We start from the raw sequence: 20,666 nt of genomic DNA, 5'->3' as shown, positions 1-20,666 counted from the left end.
CTATAGATAGCCTGTTTTTTTATTTCTTATACAAGTTCTTTTCCAGTTGTAAATTTACGATATGCACCATGATGTGTTGGCCCGATGTATTCGTTTAATTTGAAAGAGTGACGAATCGCTGCTGTGATGAATTCTTTTGCGATTATTACAGCATCTTTTACAGATTTACCTTTTGCAAGTTCTGCCGTAATTGCTGCAGAGTATGTACAACCTGCACCGTGTGTATTTGTTGTATTAACTTTCTCTGATTCTAAAAGATCGAATGTTTCCCCATCATATAATACATCGATTGCAGTTTCCGTACCTAGTTTGCTACCACCTTTAATTAGTACATATTTTGCACCTAAAGCATGGATTTTTTTTGCGGCTTCTTTCATGTCCTCAAGGGAATTAATTTTCACACCACTTAGTTGATATGCTTCAAATAAATTTGGTGTCACAACTAATGCTTTTGGAACAAGTACATCGCGTAAGCAGTCATTTGTTTCAGGATGCAATGCTTCATCTGCCCCTTTGCAAACCATCACTGGATCTACTACTACATTTTGTAGATTATGCTTTTCAATTGTTTCAGCAACCATTTCAATGATTTCAACAGATCCAAGCATACCAGTTTTTAAAGCATCAACACCAACGCCTTCAATTGTTGTTTCTAATTGTGGTTTTAGTGTAGAAGCAGGGATAGGGAACACGTTATGTGCCCAACCGTTATGTGGGTCCATCGTTACAATTGTTGTAAGAGATGTCATTCCGTATACACCAAGTTCTTGGAACGTTTTTAAATCTGCTTGTATGCCGGCGCCACCGCTTGTGTCAGAACCAGCGATTGTAAGTGCTTTATTTAATGTCATTGAGAAAGCCCCCTTAGGTGATATAATGAAAACTACATTTTTATCCATTATATCAATGTTATGAATAAGTACAAAGTGAAAAAGTAGTTAGCTTGGTTGAAAAGATAATGAATTTGTTACAATAAGAAATGAAAATATCGTATATAGGAGACAATTTATGTTTCAAGGGAATCGTATAAGCGAATTAGCTATATTAAAAGAAATTGCAGAAACGTTAAATACATCTAATGATACATATCACATGTTGCAAGCGGTATTAGAAAAATTATTGCATGTAACAGGATTAACAACAGGATGGATTTTTCTGGCCGATGAAAATGGTAGATATACGAAATTAATTGATTATCATTTACCAGCAGCGCTCGCGTTTCAAAATAAACGACCGATGTGTGAAGGAGAATGCTGGTGTCTGCGTCGCTTTGTAGAAGGGAAATTAGAGCGAGCAGTTAATATTATTGAATGTAAGAGAATTAATAATGCAATTGAACATAATTGGGGCGATACAGAAGGAATTCTTCATCATGCAACAGTTCCCCTAAAAGCTGGCGGTGAAGAATTCGGTGTGCTAAATGTAGCAAGCCCAGGAAAAACACATTTTTCTGAAGAAGAACTTATGCTGCTGCAATCGGTTGCTTTGCAAATTGGAACAACTTTAAAACGGACAAAATTATATGAAAGTGAAAAAAGACGTGCTCATTATTATGTGAAATTAGAACGTTTCATTCAAGAGCTAAGAAAAATCCATAAGTTAAATACATTACCAGAAGAAGTTGTAAAACAAGTGGAGGATGTATTTCAGTGGGAGAAAGTTGCGTTTTTTATAAAGGAAGAAAAGAACTTATCTATGCGAGCTTGTTATAAGAAATATGTAATGGAAAGAGATAGGGAGTTAGAGAGTACTGCAAAAGAAGCGATAGAAAAAAATCAGCCTGTTTTGTTGAAAAGACGGTCTAATGGCTCTATCATTGTTGCTCTAATACAAATTCGAAATCAAGTGTTTGGTGTTTTATGCGTGAGTTCGAAGCATGGAGGATTTGATGAGAATACCGTAGATATCGTGCAAGCGTTAACGAATCATATTTCATTAATGATTGAAAATTTACGGTTAAATGAACAGCGACGTGAACTTGCTCGGATGGAAGAACGAAACCGTTTGGCACGGGATCTGCATGATTCAGTTTCACAAAAGTTATTTTCATTAACGTTTATGACGAAGGGGACAGAAGCTGTTTTAAAGGGACAAAATGAAACGGTAGATCAATCTCTTCATGAGATAAGGGAATTAGCACAAGGTGCTTTAAAAGAAATGCGAGCACTTATTTGGCAACTTCGTCCAGCAGGATTAGAAAAAGGATTGCTACCCGCTTTAAAGCAATATGGAGAGAACTTAGGGCTGAGCATTCGTGAGCAAGTTAAAGGTGTGCGTGAGTTACCACGTGTAGTGGAAGAAACATTATGGCGAATTGGACAAGAGGCTTTAAATAATGTGAGTAAACATGCGGGGGTAACAGAGGCGACAATTTATTTGAAAGTAACAGAGAAAGAAGTGTCCTTAGAGGTAGTTGATTATGGCCTCGGTTTTATAGAAAAAGATATAAAAGAGAAGAAATCGCTCGGTATGACAACAATGCGTGAACGCACAGAGTTAATTGGCGGATGGATTACGATTGTAAGTGAGAAAAAGCGAACAAGTATAAAAGTTATCGTACCATTATAATGCGATGTGAAAATGAGGGGAACTTGTGAAGATAAGAGTATTATTAGTTGACGATCATACAGTTGTTTTAAAAGGATTAGCCTTTTTTTTAAGCACACAAGAAGATCTTGAATTGGTTGGAGAGGCGAATAATGGGAAAGAAGCTTTGGTGAAGGTTCAAGAAGTGCGGCCAGATATAGTTTTGATGGACCTGTATATGCCAGAGATGGATGGGATCGAAGCGACAGCATGCATCAAAAAGGAATATCCAAATGTGAAAGTGCTCGTATTAACTAGTTTTTCTGATCAAGCGCATGTTTTGCCGGCTTTAAAAGCTGGGGCAAGCGGATATATTCTAAAAGATGTTGAGCCTGATCAACTTGTCGAAGCGATTCGTAGCGCATATAAAGGAAATATTCAGCTTCACCCTGATATAGCAAGCGCGCTTCTGTCTCAAACTTTGCCGCAAGAAGAGAAACAGGAGTCATCAAATATTCATGTAGATGTACTAACAGCAAGGGAAAATGAAGTGTTGCAGCTCTTGGCAAAAGGGATGAGTAATAAGGAAATTGCATCCGTGTTAGTGATTACAGAAAAAACAGTAAAAGCTCATGTAAGTAGTATTTTAGGCAAATTAAATTTATCTGATCGTACACAAGCAGCTTTATATGCAGTGAAAAGTGGGATCGTATAAGACAAAAGTCTTAGGACTTAGTTCGCCTTTAGGAGGCGGACTTTTTTTATGAAAAGATACGTCTATGTGAGGAAGAAATTGTTAGGATGAGAGGATAAAATGTATTTGTAAACAACAATAATTACAAGGGATCATCCCTTTTTAGCGAGTAGATAATAAACAACGTAAGAGTAAGCAATAGGAGGAAAAAAAGGCATGACAACAGTTTTATTTGTAAAAGCTAACAACCGTCCAGCAGACCAAGCAGTTAGCGTAAAATTATATGAAGCGTTTTTAGCAAGTTATAAAGAAGCACATCCAAATGATACAGTGGTAGAACTTGATTTATACAATGAAGAATTACCATATGTAGGAGTAGATATGATTAACGGTACATTTAAAACAAGTAGAGGATTTGATTTAACAGCAGAAGAAGCAAAAGCAGTAGCTGTTGCTGATAAATATTTAGATCAATTTCTTGCAGCTGATAAAGTAGTATTTGGTTTCCCGTTATGGAACTTAACAATTCCAGCTGTACTGCACACATATATCGATTACTTAAACCGTGCTGGTAAAACATTTAAATATACACCAGAAGGACCAGTAGGCCTTATTGGAGATAAGAAAATTGCGCTATTAAACGCACGCGGTGGTGTATATTCTGAAGGACCAGCAGCAGAAGTAGAAATGGCTGTTAAATATGTAGCAAGCATGATGGGATTCTTCGGTGCAAAAGATATGGAGACAGTTATTGTTGAAGGTCATAACCAATTCCCAGATAAAGCGGAAGAGATTATTGCAGAAGGCCTTGAGAAAGCTGTTAAAGTAGCAAGCACATTCTAATTAATACAATAATCGTCGCTCAATATGCAGTATCAGTACCTTTATGGTGTTGGTACTGCTTTTTTGTTTTTTAATAAATAGTCTAGCAGAAGAACTTACGGGGTTTCGTTCTGTTATTGCCGAGTGAGTTCATCTGCTAACTTTTGTAATTGCTCTTTGTCCTGTATGAAATACATTCTCCCTTCTTTTTTTAACCAATTTTGCTGACAAAACTGCTTTAATACAAATAAAAGATGGCGATAACTAACGTTTAAGTATTCAGAGGCTTCTGTATGCTTTTCAAGGTAACAATTATTTTGCTCGGTTAACAGAATGAACGCCGCTAATCGGTTTTCTAAAGCGTAGTTATGACTTTTTGCATATTGTTCAGTTCGAGTAATTGTTTTTTCTCCAATGAATTTGCACAACTGCTGTAAAAAATGGGCGTCTTGTAATAAGAGATGGCGACAATCTTTCAAGGGAAGAGCTAAACAGATACATGGTTCCATGGCTTCGATCCCTTTTGTTAACGTCTCTACTTCAATTAATCCTAATTCTCCCATGATTGATGGCGCTTTTACAAAATTAATTAAGGAAATCCTTCCATTCTTATGGCTCATATATATTTTTACTTTTCCGGAAATTAAGTAATAGAGATAGGGAAACTCCGCTCCTTCATTACAAATGGTTTCTTTCTTTTGAAACGAATGAATTTCTATATACGGAAAAATGTCAAAAGAAAAGAATGTTTGAAAATTGAATTGCTTTACATAATTATGAATCTCATATGAATCTTTTTTGATTTTCATTTTTTCACCTCTCATTTAGTATGAGATATCTCCTATTCTTTTTACAAGCGGGAGTGATACGATTTATTTAATGACAAAAGAAACAGCGTGTTTTTATAGAAGAAAGGAAGAGAAGCAACATGAAGAAATATCAAACATTACTATTTGATGTCGACAATACATTATTAGATTTTAAAGCAGCTGAAAGAAAAGCATTACATTTGCTTTTTGAGGAACAAAAAATTCCTTTAACTAATGAAATTGAGGCACATTATAAAAAAATAAACCAAGGTCTGTGGGAATCCTTTGAAGAAGGGAAAATTGCCCGAGATGAGGTAGTGAATACGCGATTTTCAATTTTATTCAGGGAATATGGCCAAGAAGTCGATGGACCATTGTTTGAAAAGAATTATCGTAGTTATTTAGAAGAAGGGAATCAGCTCATTCATGGGGCTTTTGAATTAATACAAGGTTTCCAAAGCGAATACGATTTATATATTGTTACAAACGGTGTTTCCAAAACGCAAGACAAGCGCCTACGTAATTCAGGATTACATTCATTCTTTAAGGGTATTTTTGTTTCAGAAGATACTGGTTACCAAAAACCAATGAAGGAATACTTCGATTATGTTTTTGCACGAATTTCTAATTTTTCTGTAGAGAAAGGATTAATTATCGGGGATTCTTTAAGTGCAGATATTAAGGGTGGGCAGCTAGCTGGATTAGACACATGTTGGTTTAATCCTGAAAAGAAGTTAAACGATAGCGGGATAGTTCCAACTTATGAAATTCAAACTTTTGATGAGCTGTATGGGATTTTAAAATGTTAGTTTTTTTGAGGTCTTAAATATTATTTTGCAATAGTCCATTTGTAGTGGCAATTTTATTTGTAAAAGTAAACATTCTTTACTCAAAAGGCAGTACCAACACTTTTATTGTGATGGTACTGCCTTTTATTTGTTCATTTTACTATTCGATATTTGCACCAGCTTCCTGTTTCTTCTCACTATGGTTAGGAAGTGGAAAAACATTACCAATCATTGCAGCTCCAATCATTGGTAACAATAAATTAATTGGGAAGAACATAAGTAATAATAATGTAATAGCGATTGGCTTTCGTATTGCATAGCTTGAAATGGCTGTCGTTATAATAGCTACAGAAGCAACTGGATCTAACGGTATGACAGTAGCTACAGCATATCCAATACTTGCACCAGCAAATATAATCGGGAAAATATGTCCACCACGCCAACCTGTATTTAAACAAACTGCCGTTATACATAATTTTAAAATTCCTGAAAGAAACAGGATCCAAAATGATAACTCTGTCCATTCAGTTACTAATTCTTTTAATTGGTGTTCTCCTGAAAACAGTGTATACGGAAGTAAAGTGCCTGCAATTCCTAGAAGAATACCGCCTATAATCGCTAATGTTAGTTTATACTTTTGAAAAGGATGTACTATTTTTTCTAATATATGTTCTATTTTGAAATAAAAATAGCCTGCACCGGCACCTATACAAATAAGGGGAAGAAAGGCCACCCATTCGCGGAGTGTAAAAGATCCTTCTCCAAAATTAACAATAAAAGATCCTCGATTATCAAACTGACTAAGCAATAAATATACAGAAAAACCAGCAAAAGTAGTAGCGAGATATACAATAGTCTTTTTCTCTTTAAAAGTTTCAGCAAGTTGTGTATCCTCATGCTCGCTTGGAGCTAAATAACCGAATAGCGGTGCATTAAAAATAACACTTAAGGCAGCGCCAATCCCAATTTCCGTTAGTTCGTGCATTCCTTTTAAAGTAAATTTAAAGCGATCACCAACCCATGTACAAAGTCCACCTATAATCCCAACAAGTGCTGCTTCTGGTCCTAAGCTTGCGCCAAATACTAAAACAATAATGGCTGTTAACGTAGCTTTATGTACAAATTGGTACTCAATTCTACCTGTCTTCTTATATTCACCCATTACTTCTGGCATTAAACGTGGGTATGTGCCGAAGTACTTCTGTGACAGTCCAACAAGAACACCGCCGATTATTGTTACACAAAGTGTGTAATAAGGTGGTAATCCCAATTCCTTAGGTAAATATCCCCAAATAAACTGAATTCCAGCATTTGTGACAACTAAAAATAACCAGACTGTAGCACCAACGATAGCACCTAGAAACATACCGTACACGGTGAGTAAATAGTGCAGATTTCTCCTAATAGTCAATTGTTATGCCTCCTCTATTTATACATTATTATGAAAAGTTAGAGATTCTGATACGAAGATAATTAAGTAATGAATTGAATATGCATATTATCTTTTTAAGAGAATTACTTATTCAAAATATATTACAAAAATCAGCAGTATTATTTTATGGGGTTCTGAAACATTCGTAAATGTAATCATATTTCTGTAAATATCTTGATGACCTGTATATAAAGTGTAACATGGTTAAAAATATTATGTTGCTTGTTACGATTAAATATAGCTCTATAATTTTACATAGTGAGTAGAGTTTTTAAAAGGTATTATTTTTCTTTAAAATAGGAGTATTTTCTTCAATTTCTTAAATTTTAATTTTGAGAATGAACAATTAAAGTAGCAATACAGTCTTTTGTAAATATTCAGAAAAATAATTGACATCAGGAAATTATTGCTATAAAATCAACGGTAATTACATAGTCTTATCAAGAAAAGGTGGAGGGACAGGCCCTATGAAACCTTGGCAACAGCCGCATAGCGGAATTGTGCCAAATCCTGCAGGTAATAAGCCCTGAGAGATAAGAAAGAGACTTTAGAGCGTGTTTTTAAACTGCTTCTTTCTTGTTAGGGAAAGAAGCAGTTTTTTTATTTTCTATAAAAGAAAGGAGAATGAGAGATGGGAGAATCATGGGGAAAAGGAACCATTTGTGTGCAAGGTGGCTATACACCGGAGAACGGTGAACCGCGTGTTTTACCGCTCTATCAAAGTACGACGTACAAATACGATACGTCCGATGATTTAGCGGCACTCTTTAATTTAGAAGCAGAAGGCTATATTTATACGCGTATTGGGAATCCGACACTAGCAGCATTTGAACAAAAATTAACAGAGTTAGAAGGTGGTGTTGGAGCTGTTGCAACAGCTTCTGGTCAAGCGGCTATTATGCTTGCTGTTCTAAATATTTGTAGCAGTGGTGACCATTTACTTTGTTCTTCAACCGTTTATGGGGGAACATTTAACTTATTTGGGGTAAGTCTACGTAAATTAGGGATTGAGGTTACATTCTTTAATCCAAGCTTATCTTCTGATGAAATTGTGGCACTTGCCAATCATAAAACAAAGCTTATTTATGCAGAGTCACTGGGGAATCCAGCGATGAATGTTCTGGATTTTAAAGAGTTTTCAGCTGCTGCGAAACAGTTAGAAGTACCATTTATTGTTGATAACACATTAGCAACACCGTATTTATGCCAAGCGTTTGAACATGGAGCAAATATTGTAGTGCATTCTACAACAAAATATATTGATGGTCACGCAAGCTCATTAGGCGGGATTGTCATTGACGGAGGAAACTTTGATTGGGCAAATGGAAAATACCCTGAGTTTGTCGAACCGGATCCAAGTTATCATGGTGTAAGTTATGTGCAGAAATTTGGGAAGGCAGCATATATTGTGAAAGCTCGTGTTCAATTATTAAGAGACTATGGAAACTGTATGAGCCCATTCAATGCGTATATTAGCAACATCGGTTTAGAAACTTTGCATTTACGAATGGAGCGTCATAGTGAAAGTGCTCTTGCAGTTGCGAAGTGGCTTGCTAGCCATGAACGTATTGAATGGGTAAATTATCCGGGTTTAGAAAGTAATGAGAATTATCAGCTAGTACAAAAGTACTTAGCAAAAGGAGCGAGTGGCGTTTTAACATTCGGCATTAAAGGAGGATTAGAATCTGCGAAAGAGTTCATTGCAAATGTGAAACTGGCAACGCTTGTGACGCACGTAGCAGATGCAAGAACATGTGTGATTCATCCTGCTAGTACAACGCACAGACAGTTAACTGAAGAAGAACAGCGTTTAGCAGGTGTTACATCTGATTTAATTCGCTTATCAGTCGGTATAGAAGATGTTTCTGATATTATTGCGGATTTAGAGGAAGCATTAGTTGGAGGCAAAGCACATGCCGATCATTGTTGATAAGGATTTACCGGCTCGTAAAGTATTGCAAAAAGAAAATATTTTTGTGATGACAAAAGAACGAGCTGAAACGCAAGATATACGTGCTTTAAAAATTGCAATTTTAAACCTAATGCCAACAAAGCAGGAAACAGAAGCGCAATTGCTCAGGTTACTTGGTAATACACCACTTCAATTAGATCTGCATTTGCTCCATATGGAGTCTCATATATCTCGTAATGTAGCGCAAGATCATTTAACAAGTTTTTATAAAACATTTCGTGATATTGAGGGAGAAAAGTTTGATGGTCTCATTATTACAGGAGCTCCAGTTGAAACACTTTCTTTTGAAGATGTAGATTATTGGGAAGAACTTGGGCGTATTATGGAATATTCAAAAACAAATGTAACATCTACATTGCATATTTGTTGGGGCGCACAAGCAGGCCTGTATTATCACTATGGAATTCCGAAATATCCGCTTGAAGAAAAGATGTTTGGTGTATTTGAACATGAAGTGCAAGAACAGCACGTGAAATTGTTACAAGGATTCGATGAGCTCTTCTTTGCACCACATTCACGTCATACGGAAGTACGCGCATCTGATATTGAAAAGGTACGAGAGTTGACGTTACTAGCAACATCAGAAGAAGCAGGTGTCCACCTTGTTATGGGGCAAGATGGAAAGCATATTTTTGTTCTTGGTCATAGCGAATATAGCTGCGATACCTTAAAAAAAGAATATGAACGCGATAAACAAAGAGGGTTAGATATTAAGATTCCGAAAAACTATTTTAAACATAATAATCCATCTGAAAAGCCACTCATAAGATGGCGGGGTCATGGAAACTTATTATTTTCAAATTGGTTAAATTATTATGTGTATCAGGAAACCCCTTATATTTTATAAGATGATCATTATATAACACGTGGCAACGCTTTCTTAGTAGGAATTATTTTATATTTTTCTAAATGTTCAAAATACATTGTTTTTCAGAATTTTAACTTATATAATGGCATCTAAATACAATTTTTTAGAGGGGTGGACAGTATTATGAATGAAATTCAAGTGGGTTTATTAGGCCTTGGAACAGTTGGCAGCGGTGTGGTTCGTATTATTACGGATCATCAAGATCGTCTTATACACCAAGTAGGTTGCCCAGTGAAAATAACAAAAGTATTAGTACAAAATATTGAAAAAGAGAGAGAGGTCCAAGTACCCTCTACCCTATTAACGAAAAATGCAAATGAAATTATAGATAATCCTGATATTGATGTTGTCATTGAAGTGATGGGCGGCATCGAGGAAGCGAAAGCATATATTTTACAAGCCCTAAAAAAGGGTAAACATGTTGTTACTGCTAATAAAGATTTAATGGCATTGCATGGGGCTGAACTTTTGACAGTAGCAAAGGCAAATCAAGCCGATTTATTTTACGAGGCAAGCGTAGCTGGAGGGATTCCAATTCTGCGCAGCATTGTAGAAGGGCTTTCCTCGGATCTTATTACGAAAGTGATGGGAATCGTGAACGGAACAACAAACTTTATTCTGACAAAAATGTCTGACGAAGGGAGAGCATATGACGACGTGTTAAAAGAAGCGCAACAGCTTGGATTTGCAGAGGCAGATCCAACATCAGACGTAGAAGGTTTAGATGCAGCAAGGAAAATGACGATTTTAGCTACTCTTGGTTTTTCTACAAATGTAGAGCTTGGAGATGTAAAGGTGAAAGGGATTACTTCTATTACGGCGGAAGATATTGCATATAGTAAAAGCCTAGGATATACAATTAAATTAATCGGACTCGCGAAGCGTGATGGTGAAAAGTTAGAGGTAACGGTTGAGCCAACATTACTTCCTAATACACACCCTCTTGCAGCTGTTCAAAATGAATATAACGCAGTATATGTGTATGGTGAAGCGGTAGGAGAAACAATGTTTTATGGACCTGGCGCAGGAAGTTTACCGACAGCGACAGCGGTTGTTTCTGACCTAGTTGCAGTAATGCAAAATGTACGCCTTGGTGTAACTGGAAATAGCGCAGTTTCTCCGCAGTACGAGAAGGTATTAAAGGCGTCTGATGAAATTTTTGTGAAAAAGTTTTTACGTCTACATGTAAAAGATGAAATTGGTGTGTTTGCAAAAATTACATCCCTATTCTCTGAACGAGGTGTTAGCTTTGAAAAAATTATTCAAATGCCACTTGGAGAGAAGGGGAAAGCTGAGATTGTTATCGTAACGCACCGTGCATCACTTGCAGACTATGAATATATCTTACATACACTTAGGTCATACGAAGAAGTAGATTGTGTGAAAGCAAACTATCGAATCGAAGGAGATGCTAAGTAATGTGGAAAGGTCTGCTTGCTGAGTATAAGGAGTTTTTACCTATTACGGAAAAGACACCATCCTTAACATTGCATGAAGGCAATACACCACTTGTTTTACTAGAAAACCTTTCAAAGCGGTGGGGTGTAACAATTTACGGAAAAATAGAAGGAGCAAATCCGACCGGATCTTTTAAAGATCGCGGCATGGTAATGGCGGTAGCAAAGGCAAAAGAGGCGGGAAGCGGAGCGATCATTTGTGCTTCTACAGGTAATACGTCTGCATCTGCAGCAGCATATGCAGCTAGGGCTGGGCTATCCTGTATTGTTATCATTCCAAATGGTAAGATTGCATACGGAAAGTTAGCGCAAGCCGTCATGTACGGAGCAGAAATTATAAGCATTGATGGGAATTTCGATCATGCTTTGCAAATTGTACGTAAGCTTAGTGGTTCATCGCCAATTACACTTGTGAATTCTGTTAACCCATATCGAATTGAAGGGCAAAAAACAGCCGCGTTTGAGATCTTGGAAAAGCGCCGGATATTCTAGCAATTCCAGTCGGTAATGCAGGCAATATTACAGCCTATTGGAAAGGTTTCAAAGAGTATCATGAAAGACTAGGTACGGGTTTGCCAAAGATGCACGGTTTTGAAGCGGAAGGAGCAGCAGCGATTGTGCGTGGGCATAAGGTTGAAGAGCCAGAAACAATCGCAACAGCGATTCGAATTGGAAATCCAGCAAGTTGGAAGCAAGCCGCACTCGCTGCGGAACATTCTCAAGGTAAAATTGATGAAGTAACAGATGCAGAAATTCTTGAAGCATATAAATGTTTAGCGAAATATGAAGGAATCTTTGCTGAGCCTGCTTCATGCGCTTCTCTTGCTGGCATTCATAAACAAGTAAAAAGCGGGGAAATTGCAAAGGGAAGTCAAATTGTAGCCATATTAACAGGTAACGGTTTGAAAGATCCTAATATTGCTCTTGATACGGAGAAAATTCAGCCCGTTGTGTTACCAAATGATGAGAGAGTTGTCTTTGATTATATTCAAGGAGCGGTCTTTCAGTGAAATAGATGAAAAAAAGCCTATTGTAGCGTTATTCGCTCAATAGGCTTTTTGTATGTGGAGAATTTTTGTTCCAATTTGAATAAACGCTTGAATAATCCAGCCTGTTGTAAAGGAAAGAATAATTGTTCCAAAGTAAATAGGTCCATCTAACAAGAAACTGAGTGTCAAAAATACTAAGGCTAATGAAATTTCTGTTCTGCGAAATGTCCACTTTTTCTTTTCAGACATGGTTAAGACGAATGCTTCCTGTGGTGCAGCACAAAGCTGTGTTGATACATAAATCCCAATTCCAGCGCCAACAAATAGATTTCCGCATATAAGTGTTATATATTTTGGAAGAGAGCGAATTGAATCCATAATGAAAGTAATAGAACCAATCCAATCAACAAAAACAGAAATAAGAACCATAGTAACAATTGTTCCAATTGTAATATGTTTTTTATTTAGAAAGAGCACAATAAGTGTAAAAGCAAAGTTAATCATAAAAATCCAAAAGCCAATACTTATTCCGAAGTTTTGATATAGTGCAATAAAGAATGAATCATAAGGACTAAGGCCAAAAGAAGTGATGGTTGTCATCATATTGATTCCGAGAGAAAGAATGAGTAAGCCACCAATAAAAAATATATAGTCTAGTTTAAAGCGTATCATATGTTTCAAATCCTTTCTAAACGTGTTTGCTAAGAAAGGATATATTGTGGAAAGCTTACCAGGTCAATAGAAAATTTTTAAATAAGATTTATTGATAATGAGAGAAGGGGGAAGAAAATAAGATGACAAATATAAAAAAGATTGCTGAAATTGCTGGTGTGTCAGTATCAACGGTTTCACGCGTATTAAATAACCATCCGTATGTAAGTGATAAAAAGAGGCAGGAAATTTTAGCAATCATTGAAGAGCTAAATTACACTCAAAATGTAAATGCGATTCATTTAGTAAAAGGAAAGACGAATGTGATAGGGGTTATTTTGCCGCATGTAAATGATCAATATTACAGTGCAATTATTGAGGGGATTTCTAAAGAAACGGCTAAAAAAAATTATAATATGATGCTCTGCCAGACGAACTATAGTGCCAAAAAAGAACTGGAAACTTTACATATGTTAAAAATGAAGAAACTTGATGGTGTAATTATATGTTCGAGAATGAATGATTGTAAAACGATAGAAGAATATACAAAGTTTGGGCCGATTGTGACTTGCGAAGAAATAGAATCACAGTCTATTTCTAGTGTACACATCGATCAATATAAGGTGTTTTCACAAGGAATGAAATACGTAATAGGAAATGGACATACTCGTATTGGATATTGTATTGGCAGAAGTAATAGTGTAAATAGTCAAAAGCGAAAGCAAGCATATTGTGAAGCATTGCAGAAGATTTCTATGAAGCCTCGAGAGAAATGGGAGTTTTCAGAGCGTTTTACAGTAGAGGATGGCCGTGAAGTGATAAGAGCGTGGATCGATATGTCTGTGAAACCAACTGCATTTCTCGTTTCTTGTAATCCAATCGCAGCAGGGATGGTAACGGAAGCGAAAAAACATGGAATTCGTATTCCTGAAGATCTTTCGATTATTGGATGCGATGATCAAGAGGTGGCTGATATATTAGGAATTACAACAATTGCGCACTCAAGTAAAGCAGTTGGTACGAAAGCTTTTGAAATGTTATATGAGAAGATAGAGGATGAAAAAATAGATGTGAAGAACATTGAACTTTTGCCGCAATTAACTCTTCGTGAAACCACATAATATACATGGATACAGAATAAAAACGACATGAAATTTTTTAGGAAGAAGAGAGTATAAGATTATGCATAGAAGTGGTCAGTGCCTTTTTTTAGCCCATGCCAAGTGAAAACAAAAAGAGACAGAGTGTAGATCTCCTTTTGTTTTCATGGCCACGAATTATATGTCGGAAAATCAATAGGGGTATATGTAGAAGAGATGAAAATCGCTTTTCAAATGGGCGTTTGGTATAATATGGACAATCTACGAGGCTAAAAGGGGTTTTGACATGAGATCCAAATTAGTAAAAGGAATTTTACTCATTACAATTGCATCTTTTTGTTTATTTGCATATGGCTTTATTTCGGGGGTTAATGATGTATTAAATCCGAAAGCTTCAAATTTAACTATGAAGACAGAGCAAAAACAAGTAGAGGGGAAAAAACATCCTGGGACATTACAAGTTGTCAGTTTAGGCGATTCTTTAACACGCGGCGTTGGAGATAAAGAAGGAATTGGCTATGTGGGCCGAGTGAAAGAAAGTTTGCAGAAGGATTACAAACAAAAAGTTGCGTTAACGAATTTGGCTGTTAGTGGCGCAAAAATGCCGGATTTGTTGAAACAAATAGAAAGCAGCGGTGCTCAGTATTCCATTAAACAGGCAGATTTAATTGTTTTAACTATTGGAGGAAATGATTTATTTCCAGGCTGGGAATCACTTGAGAAGATAGACATAGAGACATACCGTCCTGATACGCAAACGTTTCAAAATCAGGCGAAGCAAATTTTAGCCGAAATTCGAAAACTAAATTCAGATAGCCCGATTTTCTGGCTCGGTTTATACAATCCTTTTGAGGATGTAGAGGATTTAAAAGGTTCTTCATCCATTGTTGTAGATTGGAATGCATCTTTAGAGAAATTAGCAATAGATAATAAAAATGTATATATAACGCCAACGTTTGATCTGTTTCAAAACCGAGGGAAAGAATTATTATACTCAGATCATTTCCATCCAAACGAAACAGGATACTCATACATGGCAACTCGTTTACTACAAAATATTGTAAATAAGCTGCAGTTAGATGGAGGAGAGGCGAAATGACGATAATACTTTCGGTGCGGGATGTAAAAAAGGTAATTGGGAAAAAGACGCTTGTAGAGAACATATCGTTTGATGTGAACCAAGGAGAAGTGTTTGGATTTTTAGGTCCAAATGGGGCAGGGAAAACAACAACAATTCGGATGTTAGTTGGTCTTATTAAAGCGACTGAAGGTACGATTACTATTGGTGGGTATAATATTAAAGAGAATTTTCGAGAAGCAATGCGACAAATTGGGAGTATCGTTGAAAATCCAGAACTTTATACATACTTAACTGGATGGGAAAATTTAAAGCAATTTGCACGTATGCTGGGCGGTATATCGGATAAACGTATTTTAGAAATTGCGAAGATGGTCCATTTAGACGAACGTATTCACGATAAAGTGAAAACGTATTCTCTTGGTATGAAGCAACGCCTTGGAATCGCTCAGGCCCTTCTTGGAAATCCGAGACTCCTCATATTAGATGAACCGACGAATGGCCTAGATCCAGCTGGTATAAGGGAACTGAGAGAGTTTATACATACGCTTGTGAAAGAAGAAAATATGAGTGTTTTCATTTCGAGCCACTTACTAAGTGAGGTACAAATGATATGTGATCGTGTTGCTATTATTCATAAAGGAAAAGTGATTACAGTTGCACCTATTGAAGAGTTGATTAAAACTGCGAGCGATCGTGTGGAATGGATTGTCACTCCGATTTCAAAGGCGAAGAGCATATTAGAGGGAGCAAAGGAAGTAAGTGAAATTAGTGTAGATAACGATCGTTTATTATGCCGAATGGATATTGCAACAATTAGTGTTTGGAATAAACGCTTTGTAGAAAGCGGAATAGATGTACATAGCGTGAAGGAGCTTGTATTTACACTAGAAGATTTATTTATTGAACTCACAAGGAGTGAGCAACATGCGTGAATTTGCGAACCTTGTTTTAAATGAATCAGAAAAAATTTATCGAAAGAAACGTATTTTTGTTGTCGTGCTCATATTGGCGATCTTAATTCCTTTGTTTGTTTATGCACAGTACCGTGAAGTGCAGACAACGCAAAAGCGCCTTGGTACGAGTGATTGGAAAGTAGCACTTCAGCAGCAAATTGTTGATTCGCAAAATCGTTTAAATAATTCTAGATTACCAGAAGAATGGCGGGATTGGCTGAAGGTAAGGGTAGAGCAGCAACAATATTATCTAGATCATGATATTAATCCGACCGCACCAGGAGCACCAACGTTTGTACGAGCATTCATTGAACAAGGAATTACATTGTTTATTCCGCTGCTTGTAATGATTGTTGCAATTGACATTGTATCGGGAGAACGAAGTGAAGGAACAATGAAAATGCTTCTAACGCGTCCGATCCGACGCTTTAAAATCCTTCTCAGTAAATATGTGACGATGTTATTATTTATCTCGCTTATATTGCTCTTGGTGGGGATTTTTTCTTATGCATTATCAGGTATTGTTTTCGGATATGCCGGGTGGAGTTTACCGATCTTGACAGGATTTGGTATTGATAAAGAAACATTGAATACAAATTTTGTCCATCTTATTCCGCAGTGGCAGTATATTTTAATGGCATATGGATTAGCGTGGTTCGTTGCAATTGTTGTGGGAACAATATCTTTTATGGTTTCTGTATTAATTCGTAATACACCAGCTGGTATGGGGGTCATGCTGGCAGCATTAATTGCAGGTGGTATCTTAAATTCATTTGCAACGTCTTGGGAAGGCGCAAAGTACATTTTTAGCGTGAATTTATCACTGACAGATTACTTATCAGGGAAGTTACCAGCATTGCAAGGTCTATCGATGAGCTTTTCATTAATGAATTTAACGGTTTGGGCTGTAGCTTCTCTGATTATTTCATTTGTTGTATTTACGAAGCAAGATATGATCAATTAAGTGAATAGGAAGTGAAGAGATGGAACATATTTTAAAGAATGATTGGGAGTCTTTACTTGCACCAGAATTTGAGAAACCATATTATCAAAAACTAAGACAGTTTCTAAAAGAAGAGTATAGTACCCATGTAATATATCCGAATACTAATGATATTTTTAATGCATTGCACTATACAAGTTATGCGGATACGAAGGTTGTCATTTTAGGACAAGATCCATATCATGGACCAAATCAGGCGCACGGGTTAAGCTTTTCTGTACAACCAGGTGTAAGAACACCGCCATCATTGCAAAATATGTACAAAGAATTGCATGCAGACCTTGGTTGCGATATTCCGAATAACGGTTATTTAGTGAAATGGGCAGAGCAAGGTGTGTTGTTACTTAACGCAGTGTTAACTGTCAGACAAGGAGAAGCGAACTCACATAAAGGAAAAGGATGGGAGCATTTCACAGATCGTGTTATTGAACTTTTAAATGAACGTGAAAAACCGGTGATTTTTATATTATGGGGACGACATGCACAAGCGAAGAAAAAACTGATTACAAACTCAAATCATCATATTATTGAATCTGTACATCCAAGTCCTTTATCAGCAAGAAGAGGTTTCTTTGGTAGCAAGCCGTTCTCAAAAGTAAATAACTTTTTATCTAGCATGGGCGAAAAGGGGATTGATTGGCAAATTCTGGATCTGTAAAAAGAAAAGTAGCTAACATCTCAGCTGTTAGCTACTTTTTTTATTGTTGTTCGTTTTTTAATTTTGCATCTAGTACGAATGTACCAAATGGGATAACAGATGCAACCAAAGCACCTAGAGCCCATGAGATAGACTTACGATGTATAATTGTTACTTGAATCACTGCAAAGATGAATAATATAAATAGAACGCCGTGAGCCATACCTGTGATTTTAACGGCCGCTGCAAACCCCGCGAAATATTTTAACGGCATTGCTACGAATAATAGTAGTAGAAAGGAAATCCCCTCGACTAATCCAATTGCTCTTAATCTTCCGATTGGTGTAGATAACATGAAATTGCCTCCTTAAAAATGTGTGCTTGTATATAGTAAATTTATATTCTTTTTCAAAATAAAATCACCTATTTTGTTCCATTATATCTGAAAACAAAGTTTACACTACGGTAATGTTGTAAAGTTCGAAATATCTTCACAAAGCTACTTATATTTTAATAAAAACCCATTTGAAGTATTTGACTTCAAATGGGTTTTGTGAATGGGTGTATATTAAACAAGAACTTCTGTTTTTAGTACAAATTTCTCTACAACTTTAGCAACGCCGTCATTCATGTTTGTGTCTGTTACGTAGTTTGCAATTTCTTTAATATCATCTGGAGCATTTCCCATCGCAACACCAAGGCCAGCGAACTCAATCATTGCTTGATCGTTGTAGCTATCACCCATTGCGATTACTTCTTCACGCTTAATACCAAGCTTTTGAATTAATTGATTTAGGCTTGTGCCTTTTGTTACACCAGCTTCTGTGAATTCTAAGAAGTATGGTTTTGATCGCATTACGCTTAGTTTTCCTTCTAATTGTTTTTGAAGTTTCTTCTCTACTTCTACAAGACGTTCAGCCTCTTTGTTCATTAATACTTTTACAACAGGTTCTTGTACAGCAGTGATAAAACTGTCTACTTCAATAATTGGCATGCCTGTAAGGTTTCCTTCAATTTCTGTATATGGATTATTTTCTTCCGTTACAATATCATCACCCATGTACGTATGAATCCAAACATCTTCTTCTTTACTAATTTCATATAAGTTGTGAACGATTTCAGGAGATAGTGTACTGCTGAACAATTCTTCATCCGTTTCGCAATTAATAATTTTTGCGCCGTTAAATGATAGGATGAAGCTACCGTATTCTTCTAAACGAAGTTCCTTGGCAATATGGCGCATACCAAATGTCGGACGGCCAGAAGCAAGTACAACTTTTACCCCTTGTTCTTGAGCGGTCATTAGGGCCTGTTTTGTACGTTCTGAAATCGTATGGTCATCACGTAATAAAGTATCATCTAAATCTAAAACAATCATTTTATAAGACATATAGAAAATTCCTTTCTTTATTGAAGTATTACTAGAAATCAGTTCTAGTAACATGATGAGGAAAAATAGTAAGACATCGAACCTCTTTAAAGGTGGTGAAGTGGATTACCATATTGTTAATATATATTATCATGGGCATATTGCCCATGATAATTCTATTCTATCGTAACAACTCTGAAAGTAGAGTGCAATAATGGAAGTTTTCCAATTTACGATGGTTGTTCTTCCTTTGAACGGGAAAATAAAACTTCAAGTAAAATAGCCATGACAGAACCAAGTACAAGACCGTTGCTTAAGAAGGATGCTAGAAATGGCGGGAGACTCGAAAATGCTTGCGGTGGGACAAACATAACGCCAATGCCCGTAAAGAGTGAAAGCCCAGCGACGCGGAATAATCGCTCTTTATTTTGTACAGTATCATATTCCCGGAAGGCAAGACCAATCATACTTGCAAATACAGGATAAATGGCAGCATAACCAACAGCGACAGGAATAGCTGCAAAGAATGCAGTAATCTTTGGAAATATGCTAATTATGATAATAAAACTTGATCCTAAAATGAAAGGTAGCCGTTTATAAATATTCGTCGTTGCAATAAACCCAGCTGAACCTGAAATAGCGACCGGTCCAATTGCTGAGAAAAGACCACCTAGCAATTGATTTATTCCTGTTATGATACCGGCATGTTTAAATCGATTTTGAATTGGACCTTCTTCATATTTAGAGACAACCCTTTGTACAACACGAATGCTTGCTAACATGTTTGTTAAAAGTAAAAGTGTTACAAAGACAACGGTAATTGCCATATTCCATTCAATGCGGGGTGGTCCAAAAACGAATAGAGATGGCAGATGAATGATATCCGTCACGGGTGTAATTGGGTTGGATAAACCGAAACATGCAAATAAGGTCCAACCAAGGATAATGCTGAAAAGAACGGAGTATTGTCCAATAATAGGTAGCTTCATAATGAAAAAAGATAGTAAAATAACAATGAGTGAAAGAATAAATACGTTTGCTTGTACTTCAGTATGTTGTCCATCAAGACCGAACATTCCTTTTAAGAAGGAGCCACTCAGCTGAGCAACAAGAAGGAATAAATATGTCCCAATAACTGTTGGTGTAAAATAACGAACAAGCTTATCGATAAGTCCAAAAACACTAAGGATAATACAGATAATACCACTTAACAAAAATGCATATTGCAAGACGCGGAGTGTTTCATTATTTGATCCAAATAATACGACACCTAAACTCGCGTAAAGTGAGAAAATTCCCCACCAAAGACCAGCGGGTCCTTCCTGAATAGGTAGTCTATGACCAAATATGGATTGTAGGAGGCCAGCAAATCCAAGAACAAATAACGTTCGCTGTACAAAAGCAATAGCCTCAGCACCTTCAAGTCCATAACTGGCAGCGACACTAATTGGTACAATAAGGCTCCCAGCTAAGATAAATAAGGCCCACTGCAGGGCAGAAAAAAATGTTTTCATT

Annotated in this window: 19 protein-coding genes, 1 pseudogene and 1 riboswitch; of the genes and pseudogenes, 13 read left to right on the top strand and 7 right to left on the bottom strand. The window is 36.6% G+C overall.

Annotated elements, in window-relative coordinates; translation table 11 throughout:
- Positions 1-26: 26 nt before the first annotated feature.
- Positions 27-851 carry a pyridoxine/pyridoxal/pyridoxamine kinase gene (pdxK, locus tag BLV40_RS18705; RefSeq protein ID WP_090692739.1) on the bottom strand — a complete coding sequence of 275 codons (825 nt, stop codon included), beginning with the start codon at positions 849-851 and terminating at the stop codon, positions 27-29.
- A 157-nt stretch (positions 852-1,008) separates the two neighbouring features.
- On the opposite strand from pdxK, the gene BLV40_RS18700 reads away from it, so the two are divergent.
- From BLV40_RS18700 to BLV40_RS18690, 3 genes are all read left to right on the top strand, one after another.
- Positions 1,009-2,568: a sensor histidine kinase gene (locus tag BLV40_RS18700; RefSeq protein WP_090692735.1), complete on the top strand. Its 1,560-nt coding sequence runs from the start codon at positions 1,009-1,011 to the stop codon at positions 2,566-2,568.
- Positions 2,569-2,593: 25 nt separating this feature from the next.
- A complete protein-coding gene (locus BLV40_RS18695; protein WP_026592104.1) occupies positions 2,594-3,241 on the top strand; it encodes a response regulator in 648 nt (215 codons plus the stop codon).
- A gap of 195 nt (positions 3,242-3,436) precedes the next feature.
- Positions 3,437-4,063 (top strand): FMN-dependent NADH-azoreductase, encoded by a 627-nt coding sequence (locus BLV40_RS18690; RefSeq protein WP_026592103.1) that lies wholly within the window; start codon positions 3,437-3,439, stop codon positions 4,061-4,063.
- A 113-nt stretch (positions 4,064-4,176) separates the two neighbouring features.
- Here BLV40_RS18690 and yeiL read toward each other — a convergent pair whose 3' ends face one another.
- Positions 4,177-4,851 (bottom strand): transcriptional regulator YeiL, encoded by a 675-nt coding sequence (gene yeiL, locus BLV40_RS18685; protein ID WP_090692841.1) that lies wholly within the window; start codon positions 4,849-4,851, stop codon positions 4,177-4,179.
- Between the two features lie 119 nt (positions 4,852-4,970).
- On the opposite strand from yeiL, the gene BLV40_RS18680 reads away from it, so the two are divergent.
- A complete protein-coding gene (locus tag BLV40_RS18680; RefSeq protein WP_090692732.1) occupies positions 4,971-5,660 on the top strand; it encodes a YjjG family noncanonical pyrimidine nucleotidase in 690 nt (229 codons plus the stop codon).
- A gap of 139 nt (positions 5,661-5,799) precedes the next feature.
- On the opposite strand, the gene BLV40_RS18675 is transcribed toward BLV40_RS18680, so the two are convergent.
- Complete coding sequence (locus BLV40_RS18675) at positions 5,800-7,050, bottom strand: chloride channel protein (protein ID WP_090692727.1); 1,251 nt, start codon at positions 7,048-7,050, stop codon at positions 5,800-5,802.
- 455 nt (positions 7,051-7,505) lie between these two features.
- Positions 7,506-7,611, top strand: a riboswitch (SAM riboswitch).
- Positions 7,612-7,702: 91 nt separating this feature from the next.
- Here BLV40_RS18675 and BLV40_RS18670 point away from each other — a divergent pair.
- From BLV40_RS18670 to thrC, 4 genes and pseudogenes are all read left to right on the top strand, one after another.
- The gene (locus BLV40_RS18670; protein WP_090692724.1) at positions 7,703-9,001 is read left to right on the top strand and encodes a bifunctional O-acetylhomoserine aminocarboxypropyltransferase/cysteine synthase; all 1,299 of its coding nucleotides are present in this window, start codon (positions 7,703-7,705) and stop codon (positions 8,999-9,001) included.
- Positions 8,985-9,890, top strand: a complete 906-nt coding sequence (gene metA / locus BLV40_RS18665) for a homoserine O-acetyltransferase MetA (RefSeq protein WP_026592098.1) — start codon at positions 8,985-8,987, stop codon at positions 9,888-9,890. Before BLV40_RS18670 ends, metA begins: the two co-directional genes overlap by 17 nt.
- Before the next feature lie 144 nt (positions 9,891-10,034).
- Positions 10,035-11,330 (top strand): homoserine dehydrogenase, encoded by a 1,296-nt coding sequence (locus BLV40_RS18660; protein ID WP_090692721.1) that lies wholly within the window; start codon positions 10,035-10,037, stop codon positions 11,328-11,330.
- A pseudogene (gene thrC / locus BLV40_RS18655) lies at positions 11,330-12,378 on the top strand (threonine synthase). Before BLV40_RS18660 ends, thrC begins: the two are co-directional and overlap by 1 nt.
- Before the next feature lie 36 nt (positions 12,379-12,414).
- On the opposite strand, the gene BLV40_RS18650 reads toward thrC, so the two are convergent.
- The gene (locus BLV40_RS18650) at positions 12,415-13,029 is read right to left on the bottom strand and encodes a YczE/YyaS/YitT family protein (protein WP_090692718.1); all 615 of its coding nucleotides are present in this window, start codon (positions 13,027-13,029) and stop codon (positions 12,415-12,417) included.
- 122 nt (positions 13,030-13,151) lie between these two features.
- Between BLV40_RS18650 and BLV40_RS18645 the strand changes: the two genes are divergently transcribed.
- The 5 genes from BLV40_RS18645 (at position 13,152) to BLV40_RS18625 (ending at position 17,803) form a co-directional block, all read left to right on the top strand.
- The gene (locus BLV40_RS18645; protein ID WP_090692714.1) at positions 13,152-14,129 is read left to right on the top strand and encodes a LacI family DNA-binding transcriptional regulator; all 978 of its coding nucleotides are present in this window, start codon (positions 13,152-13,154) and stop codon (positions 14,127-14,129) included.
- Positions 14,130-14,394: 265 nt separating this feature from the next.
- Positions 14,395-15,207 (top strand): SGNH/GDSL hydrolase family protein, encoded by an 813-nt coding sequence (locus BLV40_RS18640; RefSeq protein WP_090692710.1) that lies wholly within the window; start codon positions 14,395-14,397, stop codon positions 15,205-15,207.
- Positions 15,204-16,121 (top strand): ABC transporter ATP-binding protein, encoded by a 918-nt coding sequence (locus BLV40_RS18635; protein WP_026592092.1) that lies wholly within the window; start codon positions 15,204-15,206, stop codon positions 16,119-16,121. Before BLV40_RS18640 ends, BLV40_RS18635 begins: the two co-directional genes overlap by 4 nt.
- The gene (locus BLV40_RS18630; RefSeq protein WP_090692705.1) at positions 16,114-17,106 is read left to right on the top strand and encodes an ABC transporter permease subunit; all 993 of its coding nucleotides are present in this window, start codon (positions 16,114-16,116) and stop codon (positions 17,104-17,106) included. The genes BLV40_RS18635 and BLV40_RS18630 overlap by 8 nt, the downstream gene beginning before the upstream one ends.
- 19 nt (positions 17,107-17,125) lie before the next feature.
- Complete coding sequence (locus BLV40_RS18625) at positions 17,126-17,803, top strand: uracil-DNA glycosylase (protein ID WP_090692702.1); 678 nt, start codon at positions 17,126-17,128, stop codon at positions 17,801-17,803.
- A 40-nt stretch (positions 17,804-17,843) separates the two neighbouring features.
- On the opposite strand, the gene BLV40_RS18620 is transcribed toward BLV40_RS18625, so the two are convergent.
- The 3 genes from BLV40_RS18620 to BLV40_RS18610 form a co-directional block, all read right to left on the bottom strand.
- Positions 17,844-18,137 (bottom strand): DUF3817 domain-containing protein, encoded by a 294-nt coding sequence (locus BLV40_RS18620; RefSeq protein ID WP_026592089.1) that lies wholly within the window; start codon positions 18,135-18,137, stop codon positions 17,844-17,846.
- A gap of 213 nt (positions 18,138-18,350) precedes the next feature.
- Positions 18,351-19,172 carry a Cof-type HAD-IIB family hydrolase gene (locus BLV40_RS18615; RefSeq protein WP_090692839.1) on the bottom strand — a complete coding sequence of 274 codons (822 nt, stop codon included), beginning with the start codon at positions 19,170-19,172 and terminating at the stop codon, positions 18,351-18,353.
- Between the two features lie 209 nt (positions 19,173-19,381).
- Positions 19,382-20,665, bottom strand: coding sequence for a purine/pyrimidine permease (locus tag BLV40_RS18610; protein ID WP_139265570.1), 1,284 nt, complete (start codon positions 20,663-20,665; stop codon positions 19,382-19,384).
- Between the last annotated feature and the right edge of the window lies 1 nt (position 20,666).

The organism is Bacillus sp. 166amftsu, from assembly GCF_900107445.1.
Classification (GTDB): domain Bacteria; phylum Bacillota; class Bacilli; order Bacillales; family Bacillaceae_G; genus Bacillus_A; species Bacillus_A arachidis.
This window is presented reverse-complemented; position numbering and strand designations above follow the sequence as displayed.

What these genes read in the sequence shown, in the direction of transcription:
- pdxK (WP_090692739.1), bottom strand. Translation starts at nt 851, where the DNA reads ATGACATTAAATAAAGCACTTACAATCGCTGGTTCTGACACAAGCGGT.
- BLV40_RS18700 (WP_090692735.1), top strand. Translation starts at nt 1,009, where the DNA reads ATGTTTCAAGGGAATCGTATAAGCGAATTAGCTATATTAAAAGAAATT.
- BLV40_RS18690 (WP_026592103.1), top strand. Translation starts at nt 3,437, where the DNA reads ATGACAACAGTTTTATTTGTAAAAGCTAACAACCGTCCAGCAGACCAA.
- yeiL (WP_090692841.1), bottom strand. Translation starts at nt 4,851, where the DNA reads ATGAAAATCAAAAAAGATTCATATGAGATTCATAATTATGTAAAGCAA.
- BLV40_RS18680 (WP_090692732.1), top strand. Translation starts at nt 4,971, where the DNA reads ATGAAGAAATATCAAACATTACTATTTGATGTCGACAATACATTATTA.
- BLV40_RS18670 (WP_090692724.1), top strand. Translation starts at nt 7,703, where the DNA reads ATGGGAGAATCATGGGGAAAAGGAACCATTTGTGTGCAAGGTGGCTAT.
- metA (WP_026592098.1), top strand. Translation starts at nt 8,985, where the DNA reads ATGCCGATCATTGTTGATAAGGATTTACCGGCTCGTAAAGTATTGCAA.
- BLV40_RS18660 (WP_090692721.1), top strand. Translation starts at nt 10,035, where the DNA reads ATGAATGAAATTCAAGTGGGTTTATTAGGCCTTGGAACAGTTGGCAGC.
- BLV40_RS18650 (WP_090692718.1), bottom strand. Translation starts at nt 13,029, where the DNA reads ATGATACGCTTTAAACTAGACTATATATTTTTTATTGGTGGCTTACTC.
- BLV40_RS18645 (WP_090692714.1), top strand. Translation starts at nt 13,152, where the DNA reads ATGACAAATATAAAAAAGATTGCTGAAATTGCTGGTGTGTCAGTATCA.
- BLV40_RS18640 (WP_090692710.1), top strand. Translation starts at nt 14,395, where the DNA reads ATGAGATCCAAATTAGTAAAAGGAATTTTACTCATTACAATTGCATCT.
- BLV40_RS18635 (WP_026592092.1), top strand. Translation starts at nt 15,204, where the DNA reads ATGACGATAATACTTTCGGTGCGGGATGTAAAAAAGGTAATTGGGAAA.
- BLV40_RS18630 (WP_090692705.1), top strand. Translation starts at nt 16,114, where the DNA reads ATGCGTGAATTTGCGAACCTTGTTTTAAATGAATCAGAAAAAATTTAT.
- BLV40_RS18625 (WP_090692702.1), top strand. Translation starts at nt 17,126, where the DNA reads ATGGAACATATTTTAAAGAATGATTGGGAGTCTTTACTTGCACCAGAA.
- BLV40_RS18620 (WP_026592089.1), bottom strand. Translation starts at nt 18,137, where the DNA reads ATGTTATCTACACCAATCGGAAGATTAAGAGCAATTGGATTAGTCGAG.
- BLV40_RS18615 (WP_090692839.1), bottom strand. Translation starts at nt 19,172, where the DNA reads ATGTCTTATAAAATGATTGTTTTAGATTTAGATGATACTTTATTACGT.
- BLV40_RS18610 (WP_139265570.1), bottom strand. Translation starts at nt 20,665, where the DNA reads ATGAAAACATTTTTTTCTGCCCTGCAGTGGGCCTTATTTATCTTAGCT.